Origin of the sequence: Candidatus Acetatifactor stercoripullorum (assembly GCF_944382095.1) — a bacterium.
Classification (GTDB): Bacteria; Bacillota; Clostridia; order Lachnospirales; family Lachnospiraceae; genus Acetatifactor; species Acetatifactor stercoripullorum.
Window position 1 is genome coordinate 1 of record NZ_CALWMU010000049.1, and the last position, 20,250, is coordinate 20,250.

At 46.1% G+C, this 20,250-nt stretch carries 17 protein-coding genes and 1 pseudogene; all 18 read left to right on the plus strand.

Features of this window, described 5'->3' with window-relative positions:
- Window positions 1-548: 548 nt before the first annotated feature.
- The 18 genes and pseudogenes from SHK35_RS12465 to cas2 all read left to right on the plus strand — a co-directional run bounded on the left by SHK35_RS12465 (window position 549) and on the right by cas2 (window position 20,203).
- Window positions 549-1,475, plus strand: coding sequence for a helix-turn-helix transcriptional regulator (locus tag SHK35_RS12465; protein WP_318710029.1), 927 nt, complete (start codon window positions 549-551; stop codon window positions 1,473-1,475).
- Between the two features lie 51 nt (window positions 1,476-1,526).
- Window positions 1,527-2,156: an MmcQ/YjbR family DNA-binding protein gene (locus SHK35_RS14140; RefSeq protein WP_330638252.1), complete on the plus strand. Its 630-nt coding sequence runs from the start codon at window positions 1,527-1,529 to the stop codon at window positions 2,154-2,156.
- Window positions 2,157-2,163: 7 nt separating this feature from the next.
- Window positions 2,164-2,515: pseudogene (locus tag SHK35_RS14225) on the plus strand (hypothetical protein).
- Between the two features lie 91 nt (window positions 2,516-2,606).
- Window positions 2,607-4,166: a sodium/proline symporter PutP gene (gene putP / locus SHK35_RS12480; protein WP_318710030.1), complete on the plus strand. Its 1,560-nt coding sequence runs from the start codon at window positions 2,607-2,609 to the stop codon at window positions 4,164-4,166.
- A gap of 158 nt (window positions 4,167-4,324) precedes the next feature.
- A complete protein-coding gene (locus SHK35_RS12485) occupies window positions 4,325-5,617 on the plus strand; it encodes an MFS transporter (protein WP_318710031.1) in 1,293 nt (430 codons plus the stop codon).
- Between the two features lie 86 nt (window positions 5,618-5,703).
- On the plus strand, window positions 5,704-6,465 hold the full coding sequence (locus tag SHK35_RS12490; protein ID WP_318710032.1) for a hypothetical protein: 762 nt from the start codon (window positions 5,704-5,706) through the stop codon (window positions 6,463-6,465).
- Between the two features lie 34 nt (window positions 6,466-6,499).
- Complete coding sequence (locus SHK35_RS12495; RefSeq protein ID WP_318705242.1) at window positions 6,500-7,384, plus strand: SPL family radical SAM protein; 885 nt, start codon at window positions 6,500-6,502, stop codon at window positions 7,382-7,384.
- Complete coding sequence (locus SHK35_RS12500) at window positions 7,384-9,057, plus strand: ABC transporter ATP-binding protein (protein ID WP_318705241.1); 1,674 nt, start codon at window positions 7,384-7,386, stop codon at window positions 9,055-9,057. The genes SHK35_RS12495 and SHK35_RS12500 overlap by 1 nt, the downstream gene beginning before the upstream one ends.
- On the plus strand, window positions 9,044-10,774 hold the full coding sequence (locus tag SHK35_RS12505) for an ABC transporter ATP-binding protein (RefSeq protein WP_318710033.1): 1,731 nt from the start codon (window positions 9,044-9,046) through the stop codon (window positions 10,772-10,774). Before SHK35_RS12500 ends, SHK35_RS12505 begins: the two co-directional genes overlap by 14 nt.
- A 137-nt stretch (window positions 10,775-10,911) precedes the next feature.
- Entirely contained in the window at window positions 10,912-11,412 is a 501-nt protein-coding gene (locus SHK35_RS12510; protein WP_318710036.1) for a hypothetical protein, read from the plus strand.
- 10 nt (window positions 11,413-11,422) lie between these two features.
- Window positions 11,423-11,653 carry a hypothetical protein gene (locus SHK35_RS12515; protein WP_318705238.1) on the plus strand — a complete coding sequence of 77 codons (231 nt, stop codon included), beginning with the start codon at window positions 11,423-11,425 and terminating at the stop codon, window positions 11,651-11,653.
- Window positions 11,654-12,489: 836 nt separating this feature from the next.
- On the plus strand, window positions 12,490-14,631 hold the full coding sequence (cas3, locus tag SHK35_RS12520; RefSeq protein ID WP_318710038.1) for a CRISPR-associated helicase Cas3': 2,142 nt from the start codon (window positions 12,490-12,492) through the stop codon (window positions 14,629-14,631).
- A 93-nt stretch (window positions 14,632-14,724) separates the two neighbouring features.
- A complete protein-coding gene (gene cas5c, locus SHK35_RS12525) occupies window positions 14,725-15,387 on the plus strand; it encodes a type I-C CRISPR-associated protein Cas5c (protein ID WP_318710040.1) in 663 nt (220 codons plus the stop codon).
- The gene (gene cas8c, locus SHK35_RS12530) at window positions 15,384-17,123 is read left to right on the plus strand and encodes a type I-C CRISPR-associated protein Cas8c/Csd1 (RefSeq protein ID WP_318710041.1); all 1,740 of its coding nucleotides are present in this window, start codon (window positions 15,384-15,386) and stop codon (window positions 17,121-17,123) included. Before cas5c ends, cas8c begins: the two co-directional genes overlap by 4 nt.
- Window positions 17,116-18,027: a type I-C CRISPR-associated protein Cas7/Csd2 gene (gene cas7c, locus SHK35_RS12535; protein WP_318705232.1), complete on the plus strand. Its 912-nt coding sequence runs from the start codon at window positions 17,116-17,118 to the stop codon at window positions 18,025-18,027. Before cas8c ends, cas7c begins: the two co-directional genes overlap by 8 nt.
- A gap of 173 nt (window positions 18,028-18,200) precedes the next feature.
- A complete protein-coding gene (gene cas4, locus SHK35_RS12540) occupies window positions 18,201-18,863 on the plus strand; it encodes a CRISPR-associated protein Cas4 (protein WP_318710043.1) in 663 nt (220 codons plus the stop codon).
- A gap of 55 nt (window positions 18,864-18,918) precedes the next feature.
- Window positions 18,919-19,950 (plus strand): type I-C CRISPR-associated endonuclease Cas1c, encoded by a 1,032-nt coding sequence (gene cas1c, locus SHK35_RS12545; protein WP_318710044.1) that lies wholly within the window; start codon window positions 18,919-18,921, stop codon window positions 19,948-19,950.
- 16 nt (window positions 19,951-19,966) lie between these two features.
- Window positions 19,967-20,203, plus strand: a complete 237-nt coding sequence (gene cas2, locus SHK35_RS12550) for a CRISPR-associated endonuclease Cas2 (protein WP_334303690.1) — start codon at window positions 19,967-19,969, stop codon at window positions 20,201-20,203.
- Window positions 20,204-20,250: the final 47 nt, after the last annotated feature.

Consider the following 20,250-nt stretch of genomic DNA (forward strand, 5'->3'; position numbering starts at 1 on the left):
CCGGAACGCCAAGCCAATGGACAGTGGTTAAAATCCATCAAATTTAAGCTGCCGATCATCGAGGAAGACATGAGTATCAGTTTGGACAACGAAGAACAAATCGAGAGCATAGTGGGACTACAAAGGATAGATACTTAGAAATCCTTAGATTTAGCCACTCTGCCCGTCATGTAGTGTTTGACTCGGAGGGCGATAAATTCCGTAATAAGTGTATTAAGGACAACATCACTGTTTCGGAAGCCATTGATATGGAGTGTGGGAATACAAGAAATAGAATCTCTTGAATGATTGAGCACAAGGCGGCACATTTAAATCCACAGAAAAATTGGACATTAAAGCAGAAAAACCGGACATTGAGAAAATGTTTCAGCCGAAAACCGCAGGTCATATTATCAAGCTTTGTGGAGCGGATCAACGTGCAGACAGGGAAAGAAGTGATTTTTGAATTATATTTTATATAACAAGGCTGATTACAGAATATAACAAAAACAAGACATACAGGTGTCTCGTTTTCCGTGTTATCATAAAGCTGCTTGAAAGGAATCGCCATGAAGATAGACAGGCTGATCGGGATTTTATCCATATTGCTGCAAAAAGAAGCTGTTACGGCTCCGGAGCTGGAGGAACGGTTTGAGGTTTCCAGAAGAACCATCGGACGAGATATAGAAGCCCTCTGCAAGGCGGGAATTCCCATTGTCACAAGGCAGGGGGCAAACGGCGGTATTTCCATCATGGAAAACTATAAGCTGGATCGCGCTTTGCTTACCAGGGCGGAAATGCAGGATATTCTTGCAGGACTTCGCAGTCTGGACAGTATCAACGGCACAAATAAGTACAAGCAGCTGATGAACAAGCTGTCCGTCGGTTCATCGGATTTCCTGATTGGAGATCAGTCGGTGCTGATTGATCTGGCTTCCTGGTACAAGGCTTCGCTGGCTCCCAAAATTGAACAGATCCGCGCGGCCATTGACAGAAGCATAGAGCTGGAATTTCAGTATTTTGCTCCCAGTGGGGAAAGCGAAAGGTGTATAGAGCCGTACTACCTGATTTTTCACTGGTCAAGCTGGTATGTGTGGGGCTTTTGCAAGTGGAAGGGTGATTATCGCTTGTTTAAGCTCAACCGGATGGATAAGGTGTCGCTGTCTGGCCGGGTGTTTGCCAGGCGCCATGTGCCGCTGCCTGATCTTTCGGACGAGCGGATATTTCCCGGGGGAATTTCCGTGAAAGCATTGTTTGAAGCCGATTGCAAATGGAGGCTTGTAGAAGAGTTTGGGACGGGCTGCTTTACTGTCCGCCCTGACGGAAGGCTGCTTTTTCAGGCAGAGTATACAGACAAGGAGAACCTGCTTACCTGGCTTTTGTCCTTTCGAGAAAAGGCAGAGCTTCTGGAGCCGGAAAGTCTCCGGGCAGAGCTGGCGGCTTGTCTTGAGAACACATGGAAGCGTTACAGACAGGAAGAGGGAAGGCCGAAATAATCGCTTCCCGTTCCGGCCCCGGGCTTGTGACGCTTTGGAACGGAGGGAAAAATGCGTTATGAATGGATGGATGAGTATCTGCTTCAAAAAAGAGGTGTGACAAAGGATTTACAGGAGACATGGAATTGGATTCGCTATCATGTGGGTGGAAAAATGTTCGCGGCCATCTGTCTAAACAGACAGAATCAGCCTTACTACATTAATTTAAAGCTGGAGCCCATGGAGGGGGATTTTCTGCGCTCCCAGTATGAGGATATCATTCCCGGATATTACTCGGATAAGCAGCATTGGAATTCTGTGAAGCCGGATGGAAAAGTCCCGGATGACCTGCTGCGCGACTTGCTGGATAAATCCTACGGCCTGGTTCTGGCAGGCTTTTCAAAGAAACGGCAGAGGGAGATTCTTGGATTGACGGCATGCGGCACAGAATGCAGTACATGTGGTTTTTACGGCAATCTATGCAAGGGCTGCAACGAATGCAGTGGAAAGGTATTCCATGCGGAAAGTGGAAAACCCTGTCCCATTTATGCCTGCTGTGTAAATAAACACAGGTATGCTGCCTGCAAAGACTGCAAGTCTCTTCCCTGCGGCATTTGGAGGGAAACGAGGGACCCCAATCTGAAGGACGCTGAATTTGAGGAGAGCATAGCTGTCCGGGTTTCCAATCTGAAAGGAGTATAGAACAGCCATGGCATTTGATTATAAGAAAGAGTATAAAGAATTTTATATGCCTCCGAAGGAACCAGGCATCGTAAAGGTGCCGGCCATGAAAATATATTGCAGTCCGTGAGAAAGGCGATCCGTCTGCCCGATTTTGTGACAAAGGATGATTTTGACTGGGCGGTCAAAGAGGCAGCAGTCAAAAAGAAAACAGACTTTTCCAAGGTGTAATTCCTCATATATGAAGAGGGGGAATGTGTTCAGTGCCTGCACATCGGCCCCTATGCAGAAGGCATCACGAAATCTATCTGTCTGACCCCAGAAGATGTGCTCCGGAAAAATTAAAAACTGTGATTCGCCATCCAATCAAAAAAATGTGACATAGTATAGTTGCTGGATTGTCATTTTTTGATTATAATTAAGTCCATGCACAATAAAGACTGAACTGACAGAAATGGGAGAGGGCAGAAAATGGGAGACACAGTACAAATATTGATTGCGATGGTCACTTATATGGCGGTGGTTATTATACTGGGAGTAACCTTTGCAAAAAGGGCAAACGCCAATTCGGATGCTTATTTTCTGGGAGGAAGAAGCCTGGGGCCGTGGGTCACGGCTATGAGCGCCGAGGCTTCGGACATGTCCGGATGGCTGCTTATGGGACTGCCGGGCGTTGCCTATTGGTGCGGAATTGCAGACGCAGCCTGGACGGCCATCGGTCTGGCTGTGGGCACCTATGTGAATTGGCTCATGGTATCCAAGCGCCTTCGCCGTTACAGTGTGAAAGCGGGAAACGCCATTACCCTTCCAGAATATTTTTCAAATCGGTTTCATGAAAAGAGCAAGATCATTATGACCATATCCGCTCTGTTTATTCTGATTTTCTTTACCGTTTATGCGGCCAGTTGTCTGGTGACCTGTGGCAAGCTGTTTTCCACGCTGTTTGGCATGCCGTATATTCCCATGATGATTGTGGGCGCTGTATTTGTTTTGATCTATACCCTGATTGGCGGATTTCTTGCGGAGAGCGCTTCTGACTTTATGCAGGCCATTGTAATGATTGTTGCACTGGGAGTGATTGTGTGCGTGGGAACTGCGGCGGCGGGCGGCCTGGATGCTGTCATAGATAATGTAGGCTCCATACCGGGGTTTCTTGAATTTTTCGGAATCGCTACCCCTCAGACAGTGGATGGGGTGCAGCAGGTGGCGGCGGGACAGCCGGTGTTTGGAGAGAAGGGTTCTTACAGCATCCTTTCCGTGGTATCCACTATGGCATGGGGGCTTGGTTATTTTGGTGTTCCCCAGGTGCTTCTTCGATTTATGGCCATCCGGAATGAAAATGAACTCACAAGGTCCAGAAGGATTGCCACAGTGTGGGTGGTGATTTCCTTAGCCATTGCTGTGTTTATCGGGGTGGTGGGCCGTGCCTTGTATCCCACGGCTCTGCTGACGTCCTCTGATGCAGAGAACATATTTATCCTTCTGGCTACCAGTCTGCTTCCGCCTTTGATCGCTGGATTTGTCATGGCGGGAATTCTTGCGGCCACCATCAGCTCCTCCGACTCCTACCTTTTAATTGCGGCATCTGCATTTGCGAAGAATATTTATCAGGGACTGTTCCGAAGAAAGGCTTCTGACAAAGAGGTTCTGCATATTTCAAGAATCACGCTTTTTGTGATTGCCATTGCGGCGATTGTGATCGCCCTGGATGAGAACAGCGTTATTTTTACCATTGTCAGCTTTGCCTGGGCAGGATTTGGAGCCACCTTCGGACCGTTGATGCTCTTTAGCCTGTTCTGGAAGTGCACCACCCGGGCGGGGGCCATTGCCGGGATGCTGGGAGGCGCAGGCATGGTGTTTGTCTGGAACCTTTTGGTGCGTCCCCTGGGCGGTGTGTGGGACATCTATGAGCTGCTGCCTGCATTTTTGTTCTCGGCCCTTTGTATCGTGATTGTGTCCCTTCTGACGCCTGCTCCGTCAGAGGAGATACAAAAGGAGTTTGAAGAAGTAAAAACGGGCGGCATAATTTAGGTAAGAGTAAAATTCAGGAAGGAAGACAATATGATACTTTGTATTGCATCAGCTCCGTGCAGAGTCTGAGGAGGCTGCATGGAGGAACGGCGTTTTGCTGATATCCTCAGACTTTGCTTCTGCTTTATGGATGAATCATAAATAAAAGGAGCAAAGATATGAAATTAATCAAGAAAAATCATAGATCGGAATTAAGAGATTTTTGGGTTCTTTGGAGCACCCAAAGCATTTCTCAGCTTGGCAGCAGCATTACTGCATTTGCATTGACATTGTGGTTATATGAAAAGACAGGCTCTTCTTTAGGTACGGCTGCGCTTACAATATGTTCTTATACGCCATATGTAATTATGAGCATATTTGCCGGAGCGCTGACAGACCGATTTGACAAAAAGAAGACGATGCTTAGCTGCGATGTGTTTGCAGCAATATGTACAATCATTGTATTTGTATTATTTCGGACAAATTGTCTGGCGGTATGGCATCTATATATTTTGAATGGGGTTTCCGGGTTAATGAATACAGTGCAGCAGCCTGCTTCTGAGGTTGCAATGACGCTTGTCATACCGGAAAAGTATTATCAGAAGACAAGCGGCCTGCGTTCTTTGTCAAGATCGCTGATATCCATATTGAATCCTTTAATTGCCACGTCATTGTACGCATTAGCAGGACTGAATGCTGTCATAGCAGTTGATATTGGGAGCTTTGCAGTTGCCTTTGCGGCATTATTGTTTTTTATCAAAATCCCGGAAAGCGGAAGCGCAAAGGAGGAAAATATACTTTATCTTGCAAAGGACGGACTGGTGTTTTTGAAGGAAAATCCGCTTCTTATGGCGCTGATTCTTTTCATGTCCGGCGTTAATTTCGTGGCATCTGCCTTTGATGCAGCCTTGCCCGGTTATGTTCTTCCCAATCCCAAAGGAGGCTCCTCCGTTCTTGGGATTGTTACATCCTGCGCCGGTATTGCGATGATCTTAGGCAGTCTGTTAGTTTCAATTTTGCCAAAACCGAAGGATAGAGTACGGATTATTTACCTGACGATGCTTTTTTCGTTAAGTACTGAAAATTTTTTGCTGGCATTTTCCCGAGAACCTGTATTGTGGTGCATAGGCCAGGTGATTGGGTGGATTCTTGTGCCGATTATGAGCGCCAACATGGATGTGATTCTCAGAACCTCCATTCCCGTGGAGCTGCAGGGACGTGTTTATGCCTGCCGCAATACATTTCAGTTTTTCACCATTCCGATAGGATTATTTATCGGCGGCTTTATGGTAGATAATGTGTGTGAGCCATTTATGCGCATATATGGTGATGTATCCATTTTAAAAGCCTGCTTTGGAACAGGCAAGGGCTCCGGCGCCGCGCTTATGATGTTTATTCTGGGTGTAAGCGGAAGCTTAATTTGTATCATTACAGGCAGGAAGCTGAAAAAGTATCAATATCATGAAAAGTAATATGCTATTTGCTATGTAATAAACAGCCTGATGATCCGATAACCAAAATAGGAAATGGAAATGTGTTGAGGAACGGGAGGCAGTACATGGCAGCGGGAACGATACGAAATGCAGTAAATCAGATGCTGGCAGCAGGCAGCTGGGAAAACAAAAAGAAATCGGGAAACCTTTTGAAAAAGAAGGACGCAGAGCTGACCCCACAGGAGCGGATGATTCAAGACTTTAAGGAACAGCTTGAGGCCAACCGTGAAAGTGAGAAGTATAATCAAATTTACACAAAGCTCATGAGCGGCCAGGACCTTACGAGGGAAGAGCTGGACAGGCTGAAACAGAAGGACCCTCAGGCATACATGGAATATAAGGCTGATAAGATAGAGCAAAAGGCCTATGAGAGAAGGCTTCGGAATTGTAAAACAAAGGAAGAGGCAGAGAGACTTCATGTGAATAAAATGAACGGAAAGCTTTCGGAGCTAAAGTCCGTTGTGAACAATCCTAATATACCAAAGAGTGAAAAGGTGAAAGCGGCAAAGAGGATATTGGGAGACACCAGACGGACCGTGCAGGTATATCATGACTTTACAAAGAGCGCTGCCTTTGGGCAGCTGCCTACGGAAGAAGAGGTCAGGAGGGCGAAGCACCTGCAGGCAGAAGAGAAGGAGCCTGAAATTTCTTCCGACAACAAGGACCAGCCGGAATATGAGACGGACGATAGTGGAGAGGCGCAGGAGCTGACAGAGGATAAAGATACGGCAAAGGTCGAGAAAAAGATTCTGGAAGAAATGTTGGAGCTGGAAGAGAAGCATTTTGGAGAGAAGAAAAAGGCTGTGCAGATCGACGTGTCGCTGTGAGGAAACATTCTTGCGCTGCGGAATGGAGATGAAAATGCACTTTGTTGACGCAAAAGGAATCTTATCAGCCGGAAATGGAATGAATATTTACCGGGGATGTACCCATGGATGTATTTATTGTGACAGCCGCAGCAGATGCTACGGCTTTACACATTCCTTTGAGGATATTGAAGTCAAGCAGAATGCCCCTGTGCTCCTGGAGCAGAGACTTCGTTCCAAACGGAAAAAATGTATGATTGGGACCGGTTCTATGTGCGATCCCTATATGCACTGTGAAGAGAAGCTTGGGCTGACCAGAAAGTGCTTGGAGCTGGTGGAAAAGTATGGATTCGGAGCAGCCTTGCAGACAAAGTCAGACCGGGTTTTGCGGGATATGGACCTTTTGTGCAGGATCAATGAAAAGGCCAAAGCGGTGGTGCAGCTTACGCTCACCACATATAATGACAGCTTGTGCCGCATCATTGAGCCAAATGTCTGTGTCACAAGCAGACGGGTACAGGTTTTGAAAACAATGAAGGAAGCGGGAATTCCCACCGTCGTCTGGCTGACGCCCGTTCTTCCCTTTATTAACGATACAGTGGAAAATCTTGAGGGGATTTTAAGCTGCTGTGTGGATGCGGGAGTGAAGGGGATCATGAATATGGGAATGGGCGTCACGCTCCGAGAGGGCAGCAGGGAATATTTTTATCAGGCGCTGGATGAGAAATTTCCCGGGCTAAAGAAGGAATACCAGAGCAGATATGGGTATGCTTACGAGTTAAATAGTCCGGACAGTCAGAGGCTTACGGCTATTTTTGAAGAAACCTGCCGCAAGGCAGGAATTATGTATAAAGCTAAGGATATTTTTGCATATCTGAGAGATTTTCCGGAAGATCACAGCTACAGGCAGATGAGCCTGTTTGACGAAAAGGAGTTCTGATGAAATCTTCAAAAAACCCCCATTTAACAGACCCCCTTAAAAGGTATTGGTACCTGTGCCTTTTGTATGTGTTGTTTTCCTATGCCTTGACACAGATATTAGTGCTGGGAAGCGACAGGATCGCAGATGCCACAGACAACCTGTTTGCCGGGGAGGCTATTGTCTTGCAGGAATTTATGGTTCCTTTTATTGTGCTCATGCTGCTTGGAGGCGCTGCTGCGTTTGGCAAAAGCTATTCCAAAAATACCTTCAGTATCCGTATGCAGACGGATATGCGAAATATGTTAATTGGGAAATTAGTAAAAATAAGAACCGTCTATTTTGATAAAGAGGGCACGGGAGCGCTGATGAATAAGCTTTTGTCTGATATGTATCAGATAGAAGCTTTATTTGCAGAGTGCATCCCCGAGCTTTTGGTGGCATTTGTTTCCATTGTCACGGTATGTGTCTACATAGGGATACAGAGCGTGCGTCTGCTTTTTGTGACGGTGGTCTGCTATCCCATTCTTTTGTGGATTGCCAATAGGCTTACCAAGGCGGTTGGCGCAGTGGCGGCAGTGCGCCGTCAGCTGTATGACGATCTGGAAAATTCTGCCTATGATGCGATCCAGGGAATCCTGGTGGGCAAGGCATTTAACCTGTACGAGCTTCAAAAAAAGCGGATTGACCATATTGAGGATGATATCGTAAAGAATGAGTCTCATCGCACAAAGGTGCTGGCCGCGAATTATGTCATGGGGGATCTGGTGCGATGGATTCCAAAACTGATCTGTTATCTGTTTTGTCTCTATGAAGCGGGCAAAGGAAGAATGTCTGTTGGGGCTATTTTTGCCTATGTAATGCTGCTTGACCAGATCGCCAGACCCATGGGGAATATTCCCGGTCAGATTGCGTCTATCAAGGAATACGCCGTTTCTGTCAGGAGACTGCAGGAGGTTTTAAATCAGGAAGAGGAAATGTCCGGAACCGGCGACTTTGTGCCGGAGGGGGATACGGTGATAGAGCTTTCCCATGTGAGCTTTGGCTACTCTGAGGAAAAGGAGGTCCTAAAGGATATCAGCCTGACCGTAAAAAAGGGCAGCAGTGTGGCGTTTGTGGGCAGATCCGGCGGCGGAAAATCAACAGTAATGAAGATTTTGTGCGGGTTTTATTATCCCCAGAAGGGCCAGTACCGTATTTACGGACATGATTTTGGGGAGTGGGATATAGGCGCTCTGCGCAGACAGATCGCTTTGGTTTCCCAGAATGTATTTCTGTTTCCCGGCTCTATTGCTCAAAACGTGGCCTACGGAAGGATCGGAGCATCCAGAGAGGAGATCATGGATGCCTGTAAAAAGGCAAATATCCATGATTTCATCATGCAGCTGCCAAAGGGGTATGAGACAGAGGTGGGAGAGCGGGGAGCCAGACTTTCCGGCGGACAAAAGCAGCGGATATCCATTGCCAGGGCATTTCTAAAGGATGCGCCCATACTTCTTTTGGACGAACCCACCTCAGCGGTTGATGTGGAGACGGAACAGGGGATACAGGAGGCTTTAAGGGAAATCTCGCGCAACAGGACGGTGATCACCATTGCACATCGTCTGAATACCATCGAGGATGCAGACGAGATTTATGTATTTGAAGATGGCAGAATTGCGGAAAGGAAGGTGCGGGCAAATGGCATTCAGTGACGCAATACTTGAACAATGCGGTTCTGAGGATGCGGACAGCAGTAATGACCTAGGCATTTTGTGGCGGATGCTGAAAATGATGAAGGGCGGATTTTTTCGTTATTTGCTTGCTATTATCACAATGAGCGTGGTATTGTCCGGATTTGACATGATAACGGCGCTTCTGCTCAAAAATATTATTTCCCGTGTGGAAAATAAGGAACAGGGGAATCTGTTTGAGGGGCTTTTCCAAGAAGGGGCGGCCTGTGTGGGATTGGGGCTTTTGCTGCTGCTTGTGTATGCAGCGGCCTTTTATGTGTATACCATGGAGGCCAAAAGGGGCGGCGCAAATCTGCAGAAGGCTCTTTATGCCAAATGTATGCGGCTTCCCTACTCCTACTATGAGCAGAACCAGAGCAGTGATTTTATGTCCAAGGTAATTTATGACTGTGAACGGGCCTGCGGTATTTACGGGTCCCGGTTTCGAAGAGTGCTCATGCCCTTTTTGATGATGATATTTTACCTGATTTCCATGCTTTGGCTGAGCTGGCAGGTGACACTTTGCCTGTTTGGAGCCAGCGCGGCATTGGTTGTGGTAAACGGTCTGTTTATCGGGCCCATGCAGCGCTTAAGCAGAGAAATGTCTGCCACCAACGTGTCCATAACCCAGCGGATCTCTGATATTTTATCGGGCATGGAGCAGATTAAAATTTTTTCCCTGAAATCCGTGCTGGTGGATCGCTATGTGGAGGATAATGAGAAATTCCGCAGGAAACAAAACAGGATGAACCTCATGTCCGCTCAGTTAGACGGCTTAAATCAGCTTTTTGAACTGCTGGGGTCACTGGTATTTATCGCGCTGGGGATTGTTTTTGTAAGCAGGGATGTCACCACCGTGGATAATCTGGCGGCGATCTATCTGCTGTATGGCTCTATGAGCTGGAATTTCCTGCAGGTAGGACTTTATATTCCCTCTATGGCAAGCTATCTGGCCAATGCCAAGAGAGTGTTTGCATTTATGGAGCTGCCTGAGGAGCCGGAGCGTTACGGGGAAGCTCAGAGCCGGGAGCCCAACGGCAAGAGAGTATACAGGCAAGGGGCAGGCAGCGAAATCTCCATTTGTGATGTGACCTTTTCCTATGACGGCATACAGAATGTTTTGGAGCATTTTAACCTGGATATTCCCAAGGGGAAATGCGTTGCACTAAAGGGCGAGTCCGGCAGAGGAAAGAGCACTATTGCAAAGCTGATACTTGGCTTGTATCCTGTAAACGCCGGGGAAATTTTCATCCGGGGAAAAGCCTTCCACGAGTACTCCCTGGCGGAAGTGCGGAAGCTGATCGGCTATGTGTCCCAGGAGCCCTATTTGTACGATGTGAGCATTGCGGAGAATATCCGTTACGGGAGGCCGGACGCCTGCAGGGAGGACATCATAAATGCAGCTAAGCTGGCAAATGCCCATGAATTTATACAAAAGCTGGAAAAGGGCTATGAAACGAGAGCCGGAGAGAGAGGAAATCTTCTCTCCGGCGGCCAGCGGCAGAGAATTGCCATTGCCAGGGCTATATTAAAGGGTGCACCTATATTGATTCTCGACGAGGCCACTTCTGCCCTGGATCATAAGTCGGAACAGCTGGTAAATGAAGCCCTGGACAGATTGATGGAGGGCCGAACCACCATTGTCATTGCCCATAGAGCCTCCACGCTGGCCCATGCAGATATGGTAGTGGAATTATAGGGCTGTTTTGCAATATCATGATATGTCTGTCTATTTTTTAGGTTAATAGCCCTTGCTTATGAAGGGCGGATATGATATATCTAAAACAAAAAAGAAGTATTTTGTGGGATCATCCAGGGAAACAACGAGGTGTGATAATGATCAGATATAAAGAGGAAATGTGGTTTCCCAACCTGGGAACGGGAGAGACTTACAGGTTTCGTTTTCTGGGAGGGCTTTTGCTGCTGGCAGCAGCCGCTGATATTATTCGAATAACAAAGCAGCCAATCCTTATGATGGTTTTTGGCGTCTTTAGTTTTGTTTTGACGGCAAATGGTGCTGCCAGGGAGATAAAACGAAGGAGCAGGGCTTTGACACAGGCAGGCGATTTTAAGGAAAGGGCGGTCAAAACGACTGGGAGGATCGTTTCGTATGACGGCGGTGTGAAGCGGTATAGTTTCAGTAAATTTCCCGATGGACCAATAAATTCCCATGGCTTTTTTTTCGAATTTACGTGGAGTGCCCAGGTGGAATATGAGCGGAAGGATGGGACGGTAGAACGCGCTTATATCAGGGGGCTGAATAAAAGCCCAAAGAGATTTCTGCGGAAAGAAGTAACTGTATATTACAGTGGAAAAAAAATATATGTAGAGTTTTGAGGTGAAAACATTGAAGAAGAAACATTCTGCAGCTGATGTGCTTGAAGGGCTATGGATTATGATTCGGGCGGTGATGCTGTTTGGAATCCTGCTGACAGGCCTGTATTTAATATTTGACATGGGTTTCCCCTTTCTGGTGACCATACCTGTCCTTGCCATATATATAGTTTCCATGGGGGCTGGAATGATAAGGTATGGATTCCATGTTATGCTGCATGGGTATTATGAAGAAACGTATTAAGGGGATGGAAAAAAGGCCTGCTGCGGCAATTCCTAATTGCTGGGCAGGCTCTTTTATGTCTATTTTTTCTTGTAAAAGGACAATTTACTTTTATTATATAACAAAACTAAAATAAATAATTAAAATTGTTAAAATAATAATTTTATAGTATTGAAATTGCGGAAATTTTATGATATAAAGAATAAAGAGTGCCAAAAAAGTGGGAATGGGGAATGAAAATTGGAGATGACAGCGCTGAAGTTATTTAAATCTTGAATCATTTGGTTCGTCTGAAACAATCTTTTTGCGGAAGGGCAGTTTGATATGAGTGATATCATTTTTGCCCTAAAGAGCAGAAAAACAAATTTTCCCCTTAAATTGGAAAGCGGTGTAAAACAAGATACCAATATTTATTATTGACATGGAACTTGGAATGGATAAAGCTACCTTGCAGATATGCAGACAGGCACAAGCCGTCGTCTGGGTGTGGGACGGCACTAGAATATCCAACATTAAGATATGCAAGGCATATCCAAGTACGGGCACTCAACAGAAAATCAGATTGTTGATCAGCTTTCAACAAAGGATATGTTTGATCGAATTCTTTGATGAGAGGGTGTGAGGGAGGTGGATTTTGAGCAGAATGGATGATGATTGCCTTGGTGACCCGGTGTTATAATATCAAAGGAAAATCTGCATATCTCGGTGAACAAGTTGTCGTTTGTCTGGGATTGAAGCGACAGTATCCAAAAGCAGAATGACCTGAATTGGCTGTCAGCGTAAGCGCAGCTTTATTTCCTGTTTTGTATCATCAAAAGGGCAGATGCTATATGCCGCTCTTTGAAAGGTGGATTTCTATGGAATATTTAGCACATGTGGACGGGGAAAGAAAGCAGACCATAAAGGAGCATTTAAACGAAACGGCTAAGCTTGCAGGAACGTTTGCGGGCCGGTTTGGAAAAAGCGACTGGGGCTATTGCTGCGGTATGCTGCATGACATCGGCAAATACTCTGCGGAATTTCAGAAAAAAATCATAGAAGGCAGCAATAAGCGGGTAGATCATTCCAGTGCAGGAGCGCAGGTCTGTCTGGAAAAAGAGGGCTTATATGGACTTATGAGCTACTGCATTGCAGGACATCACGCGGGCCTGCCGGACTATGGCAGCATGTCGGATACCGGCAATTCCCCCACCTTAATAGGCAGAAGCAGAAAAAAGGTGGAGGACTTTCAGGCATATAAAAAGGAGATTGAAATACCGGAAGTAAAATCCATTCCCTTCGATGTGAAAAAGTCAAAGACTCCTGATTTTTCCTTGAGCGTTTTTATCAGAATGCTGTATTCCTGTCTGGTGGATGCGGATTTTTTGGATACGGAAAAATTTATGAAAAACGGACAGACAGGCCGGGATTTTGGAGAAGACGTGAATGTGCTTCTGGGAAAGCTGGAAGGGTATATTTCGGACTGGCTGATGAATCAGGATATAGACACAGTAAATGGAAGAAGGACAGAAATTTTAAAGCATTGTCTGGACTGTGGGAAAGAAGCCGAAAAGGGCCTGTTTCGGCTGACTGTGCCCACAGGAGGGGGAAAGACTGTTGCCTCACTGGCGTTTGCACTGCGTCATGCTGCGCAAAATCACATGGACAGGGTGATTTATGTTATTCCCTATACCAGCATTATTGAGCAGAATGCCCAGGTATTTCGGGAAATTCTGGGAGACGAGAATGTATTGGAGCATCACCATAACGTGGAGTTTCAGGACGCAGAGGAGCTGCATCCCATGCAGCTGGCGGCGGAAAATTGGGACAAGCCGGTGGTGGTAACCACCAATGTGCAGTTTTTTGAATCCTTGTTTTCCAACAAGTCGTCTCGATGCAGAAAATTACATAATATTGCAAACAGCGTTGTTATTTTTGACGAGGCCCAGATGCTCCCAAACGATTATTTGAAGCCTTGTATTACAATGATGGAAGAGCTGGTGAACCAATACGGAGCCAGCATTGTGTTGTGTACTGCCACGCAGCCGGCACTGGATTCCTTTTTCCAAAGTGGGTTAAGGGCATTGGAGCTATGTCCCAGGATGGAGGAGCAGTTTCGGTTTTTTGAGAGAGTAAGCTTTCAAAATATAGGAACGGTGACGGAAAGAGAGCTGCTGGAAAGACTGGAGACACAAGAACAGGCTCTTTGTATCGTAAACACCAGAAAAAGGGCCCAGTCTTTGTATACAAAGCTGGCGGGAGAGGGCGTTTTTCACTTATCCACTTCCATGTATCCCAGGCACAGACGCCTCGTTCTGCAGAAAATCAGACAACGGCTGCAGGAAGGGAAAAAATGCCTTTTGATTTCCACCAGTCTGGTGGAGGCGGGGGTTGACCTGGATTTCAGAGCCGTGTACAGGCAGCTTGCAGGCGTAGACGCTATGATACAGGCGGCAGGCAGATGCAATAGAGAGGGCAGACAAAGAAAAGAGGAGAGCGTAGTTTCCATTTTCCAGTTTGAAGAGAAAGAATATATGCCGGGTTTGAGGCAGCAGACGGATGTGACGAAAATTCTGCTGGCAGAGGGGGAAGATATTTTTTCACTGGAGGGAATAGAACAATATTTCCAGATGCTGTATCACTTCAGAGGGGAGAGTCTGGATAAAAAGAAAATTTTAGAGGAGTTTGAGCAGAAAAGATTTCACTTTGCAAAGGTGGGGAAGGAATTTAGGCTGATTGAGGAAAATACCAAGACGATATTTGTTAACAGGGAGGAGGAAGCAGATCAAGTTTTGCACCAGTTAAAGCAGCAGGGATATACCAAAAGCGGGATGAGAAGGGCCGGACAGTTTTGCATCCAGGTATATGAACGGGAGCTGAAAAGACTGGAAGGCCTGGGAATGGTAAGGCCTGTTTCACAGGAAATACAGGATTTCTATGAGCTCGTGGATCATGATCGATACTCAGAAGAGATGGGACTGTGCCTGGAGGGGGATTCAGGAGCGGCGGTTTTTTTGTGAAAAAGGCCGGTTAGATAACAACAGAGAAGTATATCGCTGCATGTTATAAGGAGGGAGTGGTGCTTTAGTGAAGTACAGGAAGGAGCATGGATTATGGGAATGGGAGTAAGGGTCCGGGTATGGGGAGACTATGCGCTTTTCACAAGACCGGAAATGAAGGTGGAGAGATGTTCTTATGATGTGATAACCCCATCCGCTGCCAGAGGGATTTTGGAAGCCATCTACTGGCATCCTGGGATGAGATGGCAGATTGACAAAATATATGTAAAAAAGCCGATTCAGTTTACCAGCGTCCGGCGAAATGAGGTAAAAAGCAAAATTCTGGCAGGCAATGTGCTTCAGGCCTATAATGGAGCCTCAAAACCTCTTTACATAAGCAGTAAGGCAGAGATTGTGCAAAGAGCGTCCTTGCTGCTGTGCGATGTGGAATATGTGATCGAAGCGCATTTTGAAATGACAAAAGAGGCAAAACCAACGGATAACCCTGGAAAATTCAAGGATATTATCATGAGGCGCCTGAAAAGGGGGGAATGCTTTCATATGCCGTACTTCGGGTGCAGGGAGTTTCCCGCACATTTTTGTCTGTGCGAGGAGGGGGAGATTCAAACGGCCTATGATCAGGTTATGGAAAAGGATTTGGGCTTTATGCTTTATGACATGGATTATACGGACCCTGGAAATCTGCAGCCCATGTTTTTCAGAGCGGTGATGAGAAGGGGCGTGTTGGATTTAAGAGACTGCGAGGTGATACGGTGATTTTACAGGCATTGGTAAAGCATTATGAGAACCTGGCGGAGGAAGGAAGGGTGTCAAAAGAGGGTTGGTGCCGGGCTAAGGTTTCTTATGCAGTCAATTTATCCAAAGAAGGAAAAATAACAGGTTTCATTTCCCTGAAAGAAGAAGAGGAGAGGGGAAAAAAGAAGGTCTGGATTTCTTCTTATCTGCAGGTTCCGGAGATGGTTACACGTTCCTCGGGGGTATTGGCGAATTTTCTGTGCGATAATTCCAAATATATTCTGGGAATTGATGGGGCGGGCACAAATGAAAGAGTATTGGAGTGCTTTCAGGCTGCAAAAGAAAAGCATTTAACCCTGCTTGCAGATGTGGAAGGAGACATGGCGCGGGCAATACGGCTTTTTTTTGAAAGCTGGAAGCCGGATGAGGCTGAAGCGTGCAGTGAGGTAAAGGAGAAATGGGAAGAGCTCACAGATGGGGGCAACCTTATATTCTCTATGGGAATGCAGTATGCCCAGGAGGATTCCTTTATCAGGGAGGCCTGGGAGAAAAAGCGGAATGCGTCTGGAGGGGGGCAGGAGGGAATCTGCCTTGTGACAGGCAAAAGGTCTGAAATTTCCCGAATCCATAAAACCATTAAGGGAGTGCCCGGAGCACAGTCCAGCGGGGCCGCGCTGGTTTCCTTTAATGCACCGGCATTTGAGTCCTACGGGAAGGAACAAAGCTATAATGCTCCGGTGGGAAAATATGCGGAGTTTGCTTACACCACCGCATTGAATTATCTTTTGAGCCAAAAGCAGGAGACCTTTTTGCTTGGAGATTCCATGATTGTGTTTTGGGCGGAGAGCGGGAAGGAGGAATATCAGGAGGCATTCTCCTTTACTGTGGATCCAAAGCCGGATAATCAGGAGGAAATTAAAAATGTTTTCCAGAAATTAAAAACCCAAAGCCCCATAGAGGTGAAGGGAATTGTGTTAGACCCTGAGCAAAGGTTTTATATATTGGGGCTTGCGCCCAACGCCGCAAGACTATCCGTCAGATTTTTTTATGAGAATTCTTTCGGAAATATATTGGAACAGCTTTCCAGACATTACGAGAGAATGGAGATCATAAAGCCTTCCTGGGAGCAGCGGGAGTATCTTGGTATCAGGGATATGCTGTTTGAAACGGTAAATCAGAAAGCCAGGGAAAAATCTCCGATTCCCAATATGGCGGCCATGACGCTGCAGGCAATTATTTCAGGAGCCAGATACCCGGAAAGCCTTTATACGGATACGTTGATCCGGATTCGGGCAGAGCAGGGATGTATTACCTGGGGGAGAGCCGCTTTGATAAAGGCTTTTTTGATTCATAACCGCAAACTGGAGAAGGGAGAATGTTATATGGCACTTAATGAAGAAAGTAAAGATACGGCATACTTGCTGGGAAGGCTGTTTTCTGTATTGGAAGCGATTCAGACAGACGCAAACCCGGGAATCAATGCCACGATCCGGGAGCGCTATTTTAACTCAGCCAGCGCTGCGCCCGCTTCTGTTTTTCCTATTTTGATCAAATTGAAAAACAGTCATATGAAAAAATTAGAAAGAGACAAGATGGGCTCCAAGATATATTACGAACAGCTGTTGACGAAAATCATGGGAAATCTGGATGCTTTCCCAAATCGTCTTTCACTGGAGGAACAGGGGAAATTTATTTTGGGATATTATCACCAAACGCAGAAAAAATATGAAAAAAGGGAGGAAAAAACAAATGAGTGAAGTGATTAAAAACCGGTATGAATTTGTAATCTTATTTGATGTGGAGAATGGAAATCCCAATGGGGACCCGGATGCCGGAAATATGCCAAGAATCGATCCGGAAAGCGGCCTGGGGCTTGTGACGGACGTATGCTTAAAACGGAAAATCCGAAATTATGTGGAGACGGTAAAGGAGGATGAGAAGGGCTTTAAAATCTATATTAAGGAGGATGTGCCCTTAAACAGAAGCGACAAAGAAGCCTGCAGCGCGTTAGGGATTGAGGAAACAGATGACAAAAAAGTGGCAGAAGCGTTAAAGAAGCTGAAAAAGGATGACCCGGATGCAGACGTGAAGCTGAGAGATTATATGTGTGAGAATTTTTATGATATCCGAACCTTTGGGGCGGTGATGACTACCTTTGTAAAGGCATCCTTAAACTGCGGACAGGTAAGAGGGCCGGTACAGCTCGGGTTTGCCAGAAGCATTGATCCTGTTATGAGTCAGGAGGTAACCATTACAAGAGTTGCTATTACCACGGAAAAGGATGCGGAAAATAAACAGACGGAAATGGGAAGAAAGAGCATCGTACCTTATGGATTATATCGCGCAGAGGGATATATTTCCGCTAATCTTGCCCGTAAGGTCACAGGCTTTTCGGAAGAGGACCTGGAGCTTTTGTGGGAGGCTATTTTAAATATGTTTGAGCATGACCACTCTGCGGCAAGAGGGAAAATGGCGGTTCGGGAGCTCATCGTCTTTAAACACAGCAAAGAACTGGGGGACTGTCCTGCCTACAAGCTGTTTGAGGCGGTGGAGGTATCCAAAAAGGAAAATGTGGAATACCCCAGAAAGTACCAGGATTACACGGTTTTGATACATGAGGAAAGGATTCCGGACACAGTTGAAATAAAAAGGATAGTGTGAAAAATCACACTGATGTGCTGATTTTTCACACGCGATTTATTCGCGTTGGCTATATTGTTTCTGAGGGAAAACAAATAGCTGTGATGGCAGACGCAAATTTGATATTTGCAATCTCACTTTTGTGAGATTTTGCCTCTTCGCGACAAGTCGCTCAGAAATGAGGAATTGATATAATGGAATATGAGGAAGACGATTTTCTGATGATTTCAGGAATCCAGCATTTTAAATTCTGCAGAAGGCAATGGGCGCTGATTCACATTGAGCAGCAATGGGCAGAAAATGTGCATACTGTGGTGGGAGAGCTGATGCACAAAAAAGCCCATGACCCCTATTTGACGGAAAAGAGAAGGGATACTATCATAGCCCGGTCACTTCCCGTTTCGTCGAAAAGCTTAGGTATCAGCGGAGAGTGCGATGTGGTCGAGTTTCATAAATGCGAAGATGGAATAAAGCTGCACGGACATAGAGGGCTCTATTCCATATATCCCATTGAGTACAAGAAGGGCAAGCCCAAGGTGACAGATGAGGACAAGCTGCAGCTTGCAGCCCAGGCTTTGTGTTTGGAGGAAATGTTTTCGGCAAAGGTGCCGGAGGGAGCCATTTTTTATGGGGAGACCAGACGGCGCGAGGTGGTGGAAATTACGGAAAAGCTGCGAGAGGAAGTGGCACAAATGTTTCGGGAAATGCACAAATATTACGGAAGGCGTTATACGCCAAAGGTAAAATACAGCAAATCCTGCAATGCCTGTTCCCTGAAGGAAATCTGTCTGCCGAAATTGGGAAAATCTGTCTCAGTAAAGACGTATATTACCCAGATGCTGCAGGAAGAGGAATAAAGGGTGAAGGAAATTGCGAGAAAGGGCGTCCGCCCCGGCGGACGAAGGGTATGGTATGAAAAAATTGTTAAATACCTTATATATTACTTCCGAAAACAGTTATCTGGCCCTGGATGGAGAAAATGTGGTTGTCTTTGAGGATAAAACCGAGATCGGCAGGCTGCCCCTTCACAATCTGGAGGGGATCGTTTCCTTTGGATACCGGGGAACCAGTCCGGCTTTGATGGGGGCTTGTGCTGACAGAAATATTTCTTTGTGTTATCTCACTCCTCAAGGGAAATTTTTGGCAAGAATCTCAGGAAAAATACGAGGAAATGTAGTTTTAAGGCAACAGCAGTATGACAGCAGCAGAGATGAAAAGATCAGCCTGGAAATTGCAAGGAATTGTATTTTGGGAAAAGTATATAATGCCAGGTGGGTGTTAGAACGGGCAATCAGAGATCACAGCATGCAGCTGGATGCAGAGCAGGTAAAAGCAGCATCTGATTTTCTGAAAAATGCACTGGTGCTGATTCAAAACAGTCAGTCGAAAGAACAGCTCAGAGGGTATGAGGGAGAGGCGGCAAGTATTTATTTCGGGGTGTTTGACCAGTTGATTTTGCAGCAGAAGAAGGATTTTGCTTTCCGGGGAAGAAATAAAAGGCCGCCGACTGATCCTGTAAATGCTTTGCTGTCTTTTGTGTATACACTCCTGACCAATAGTATTACTTCGGCATTAGAGACGGTAGGGCTTGATCCTTGCGTGGGATATCTCCATACAGACCGTCCGGGGAGAGCTTCGCTGTCTTTGGACCTGATCGAGGAGCTTCGCGCGGTTTTGGTGGACCGCTTTGTGCTTTCACTGATTAATCGAAAGATGATCAGCGGTAAAAATTTTTCTAAAAAAGAAAATGGCGCCGTGCTGATGGATGATGAGCTTCGGAGAAAAGTGCTGGCAGAATGGCAGAATAAGAAAAAAGAAGTGATAACACATCCATACTTGAAAGAGAAAGTGGAGTGGGGAATGGTTCCCTATGTACAGGCTATGCTCTTGGCCAGGTATTTGAGAGGCGACTTGGACGGATATCCTGTATTTTTGTGGAAGTGAGGTAGTGAGGTGGGAAATGCTGGTATTGATTACTTATGATGTGAATACGGAAACCGCCGAAGGCCGAAAGAGGCTGAGAAAGGTGGCGAAACAGTGTGTGAATTATGGAAGGAGAGTGCAAAATTCTGTATTTGAGTGTATTGTAGATAATGCACAGTGTGTTGCCCTGAAAGCAACGCTCACGGATATCATTGATCAAAAGGTTGATAGCCTGCGGTTTTATTATCTAGTACATCGAATAAAAATTAACTGACACAAATATCATTAGATTTTACGCCAGCCTCTACAGCTTCAGTTACA

Bases quoted from the DNA above. Each gene is read 5' to 3' on its own strand.
- SHK35_RS12465 (WP_318710029.1), top strand. From the start codon at position 549: ATGAAGATAGACAGGCTGATCGGGATTTTATCCATATTGCTGCAAAAA.
- SHK35_RS14140 (WP_330638252.1), top strand. From the start codon at position 1,527: ATGCGTTATGAATGGATGGATGAGTATCTGCTTCAAAAAAGAGGTGTG.
- putP (WP_318710030.1), top strand. From the start codon at position 2,607: ATGGGAGACACAGTACAAATATTGATTGCGATGGTCACTTATATGGCG.
- SHK35_RS12485 (WP_318710031.1), top strand. From the start codon at position 4,325: ATGAAATTAATCAAGAAAAATCATAGATCGGAATTAAGAGATTTTTGG.
- SHK35_RS12490 (WP_318710032.1), top strand. From the start codon at position 5,704: ATGGCAGCGGGAACGATACGAAATGCAGTAAATCAGATGCTGGCAGCA.
- SHK35_RS12495 (WP_318705242.1), top strand. From the start codon at position 6,500: ATGCACTTTGTTGACGCAAAAGGAATCTTATCAGCCGGAAATGGAATG.
- SHK35_RS12500 (WP_318705241.1), top strand. From the start codon at position 7,384: ATGAAATCTTCAAAAAACCCCCATTTAACAGACCCCCTTAAAAGGTAT.
- SHK35_RS12505 (WP_318710033.1), top strand. From the start codon at position 9,044: ATGGCATTCAGTGACGCAATACTTGAACAATGCGGTTCTGAGGATGCG.
- SHK35_RS12510 (WP_318710036.1), top strand. From the start codon at position 10,912: ATGATCAGATATAAAGAGGAAATGTGGTTTCCCAACCTGGGAACGGGA.
- cas3 (WP_318710038.1), top strand. From the start codon at position 12,490: ATGGAATATTTAGCACATGTGGACGGGGAAAGAAAGCAGACCATAAAG.
- cas5c (WP_318710040.1), top strand. From the start codon at position 14,725: ATGGGAATGGGAGTAAGGGTCCGGGTATGGGGAGACTATGCGCTTTTC.
- cas7c (WP_318705232.1), top strand. From the start codon at position 17,116: ATGAGTGAAGTGATTAAAAACCGGTATGAATTTGTAATCTTATTTGAT.
- cas4 (WP_318710043.1), top strand. From the start codon at position 18,201: ATGGAATATGAGGAAGACGATTTTCTGATGATTTCAGGAATCCAGCAT.
- cas1c (WP_318710044.1), top strand. From the start codon at position 18,919: ATGAAAAAATTGTTAAATACCTTATATATTACTTCCGAAAACAGTTAT.
- cas2 (WP_334303690.1), top strand. From the start codon at position 19,967: ATGCTGGTATTGATTACTTATGATGTGAATACGGAAACCGCCGAAGGC.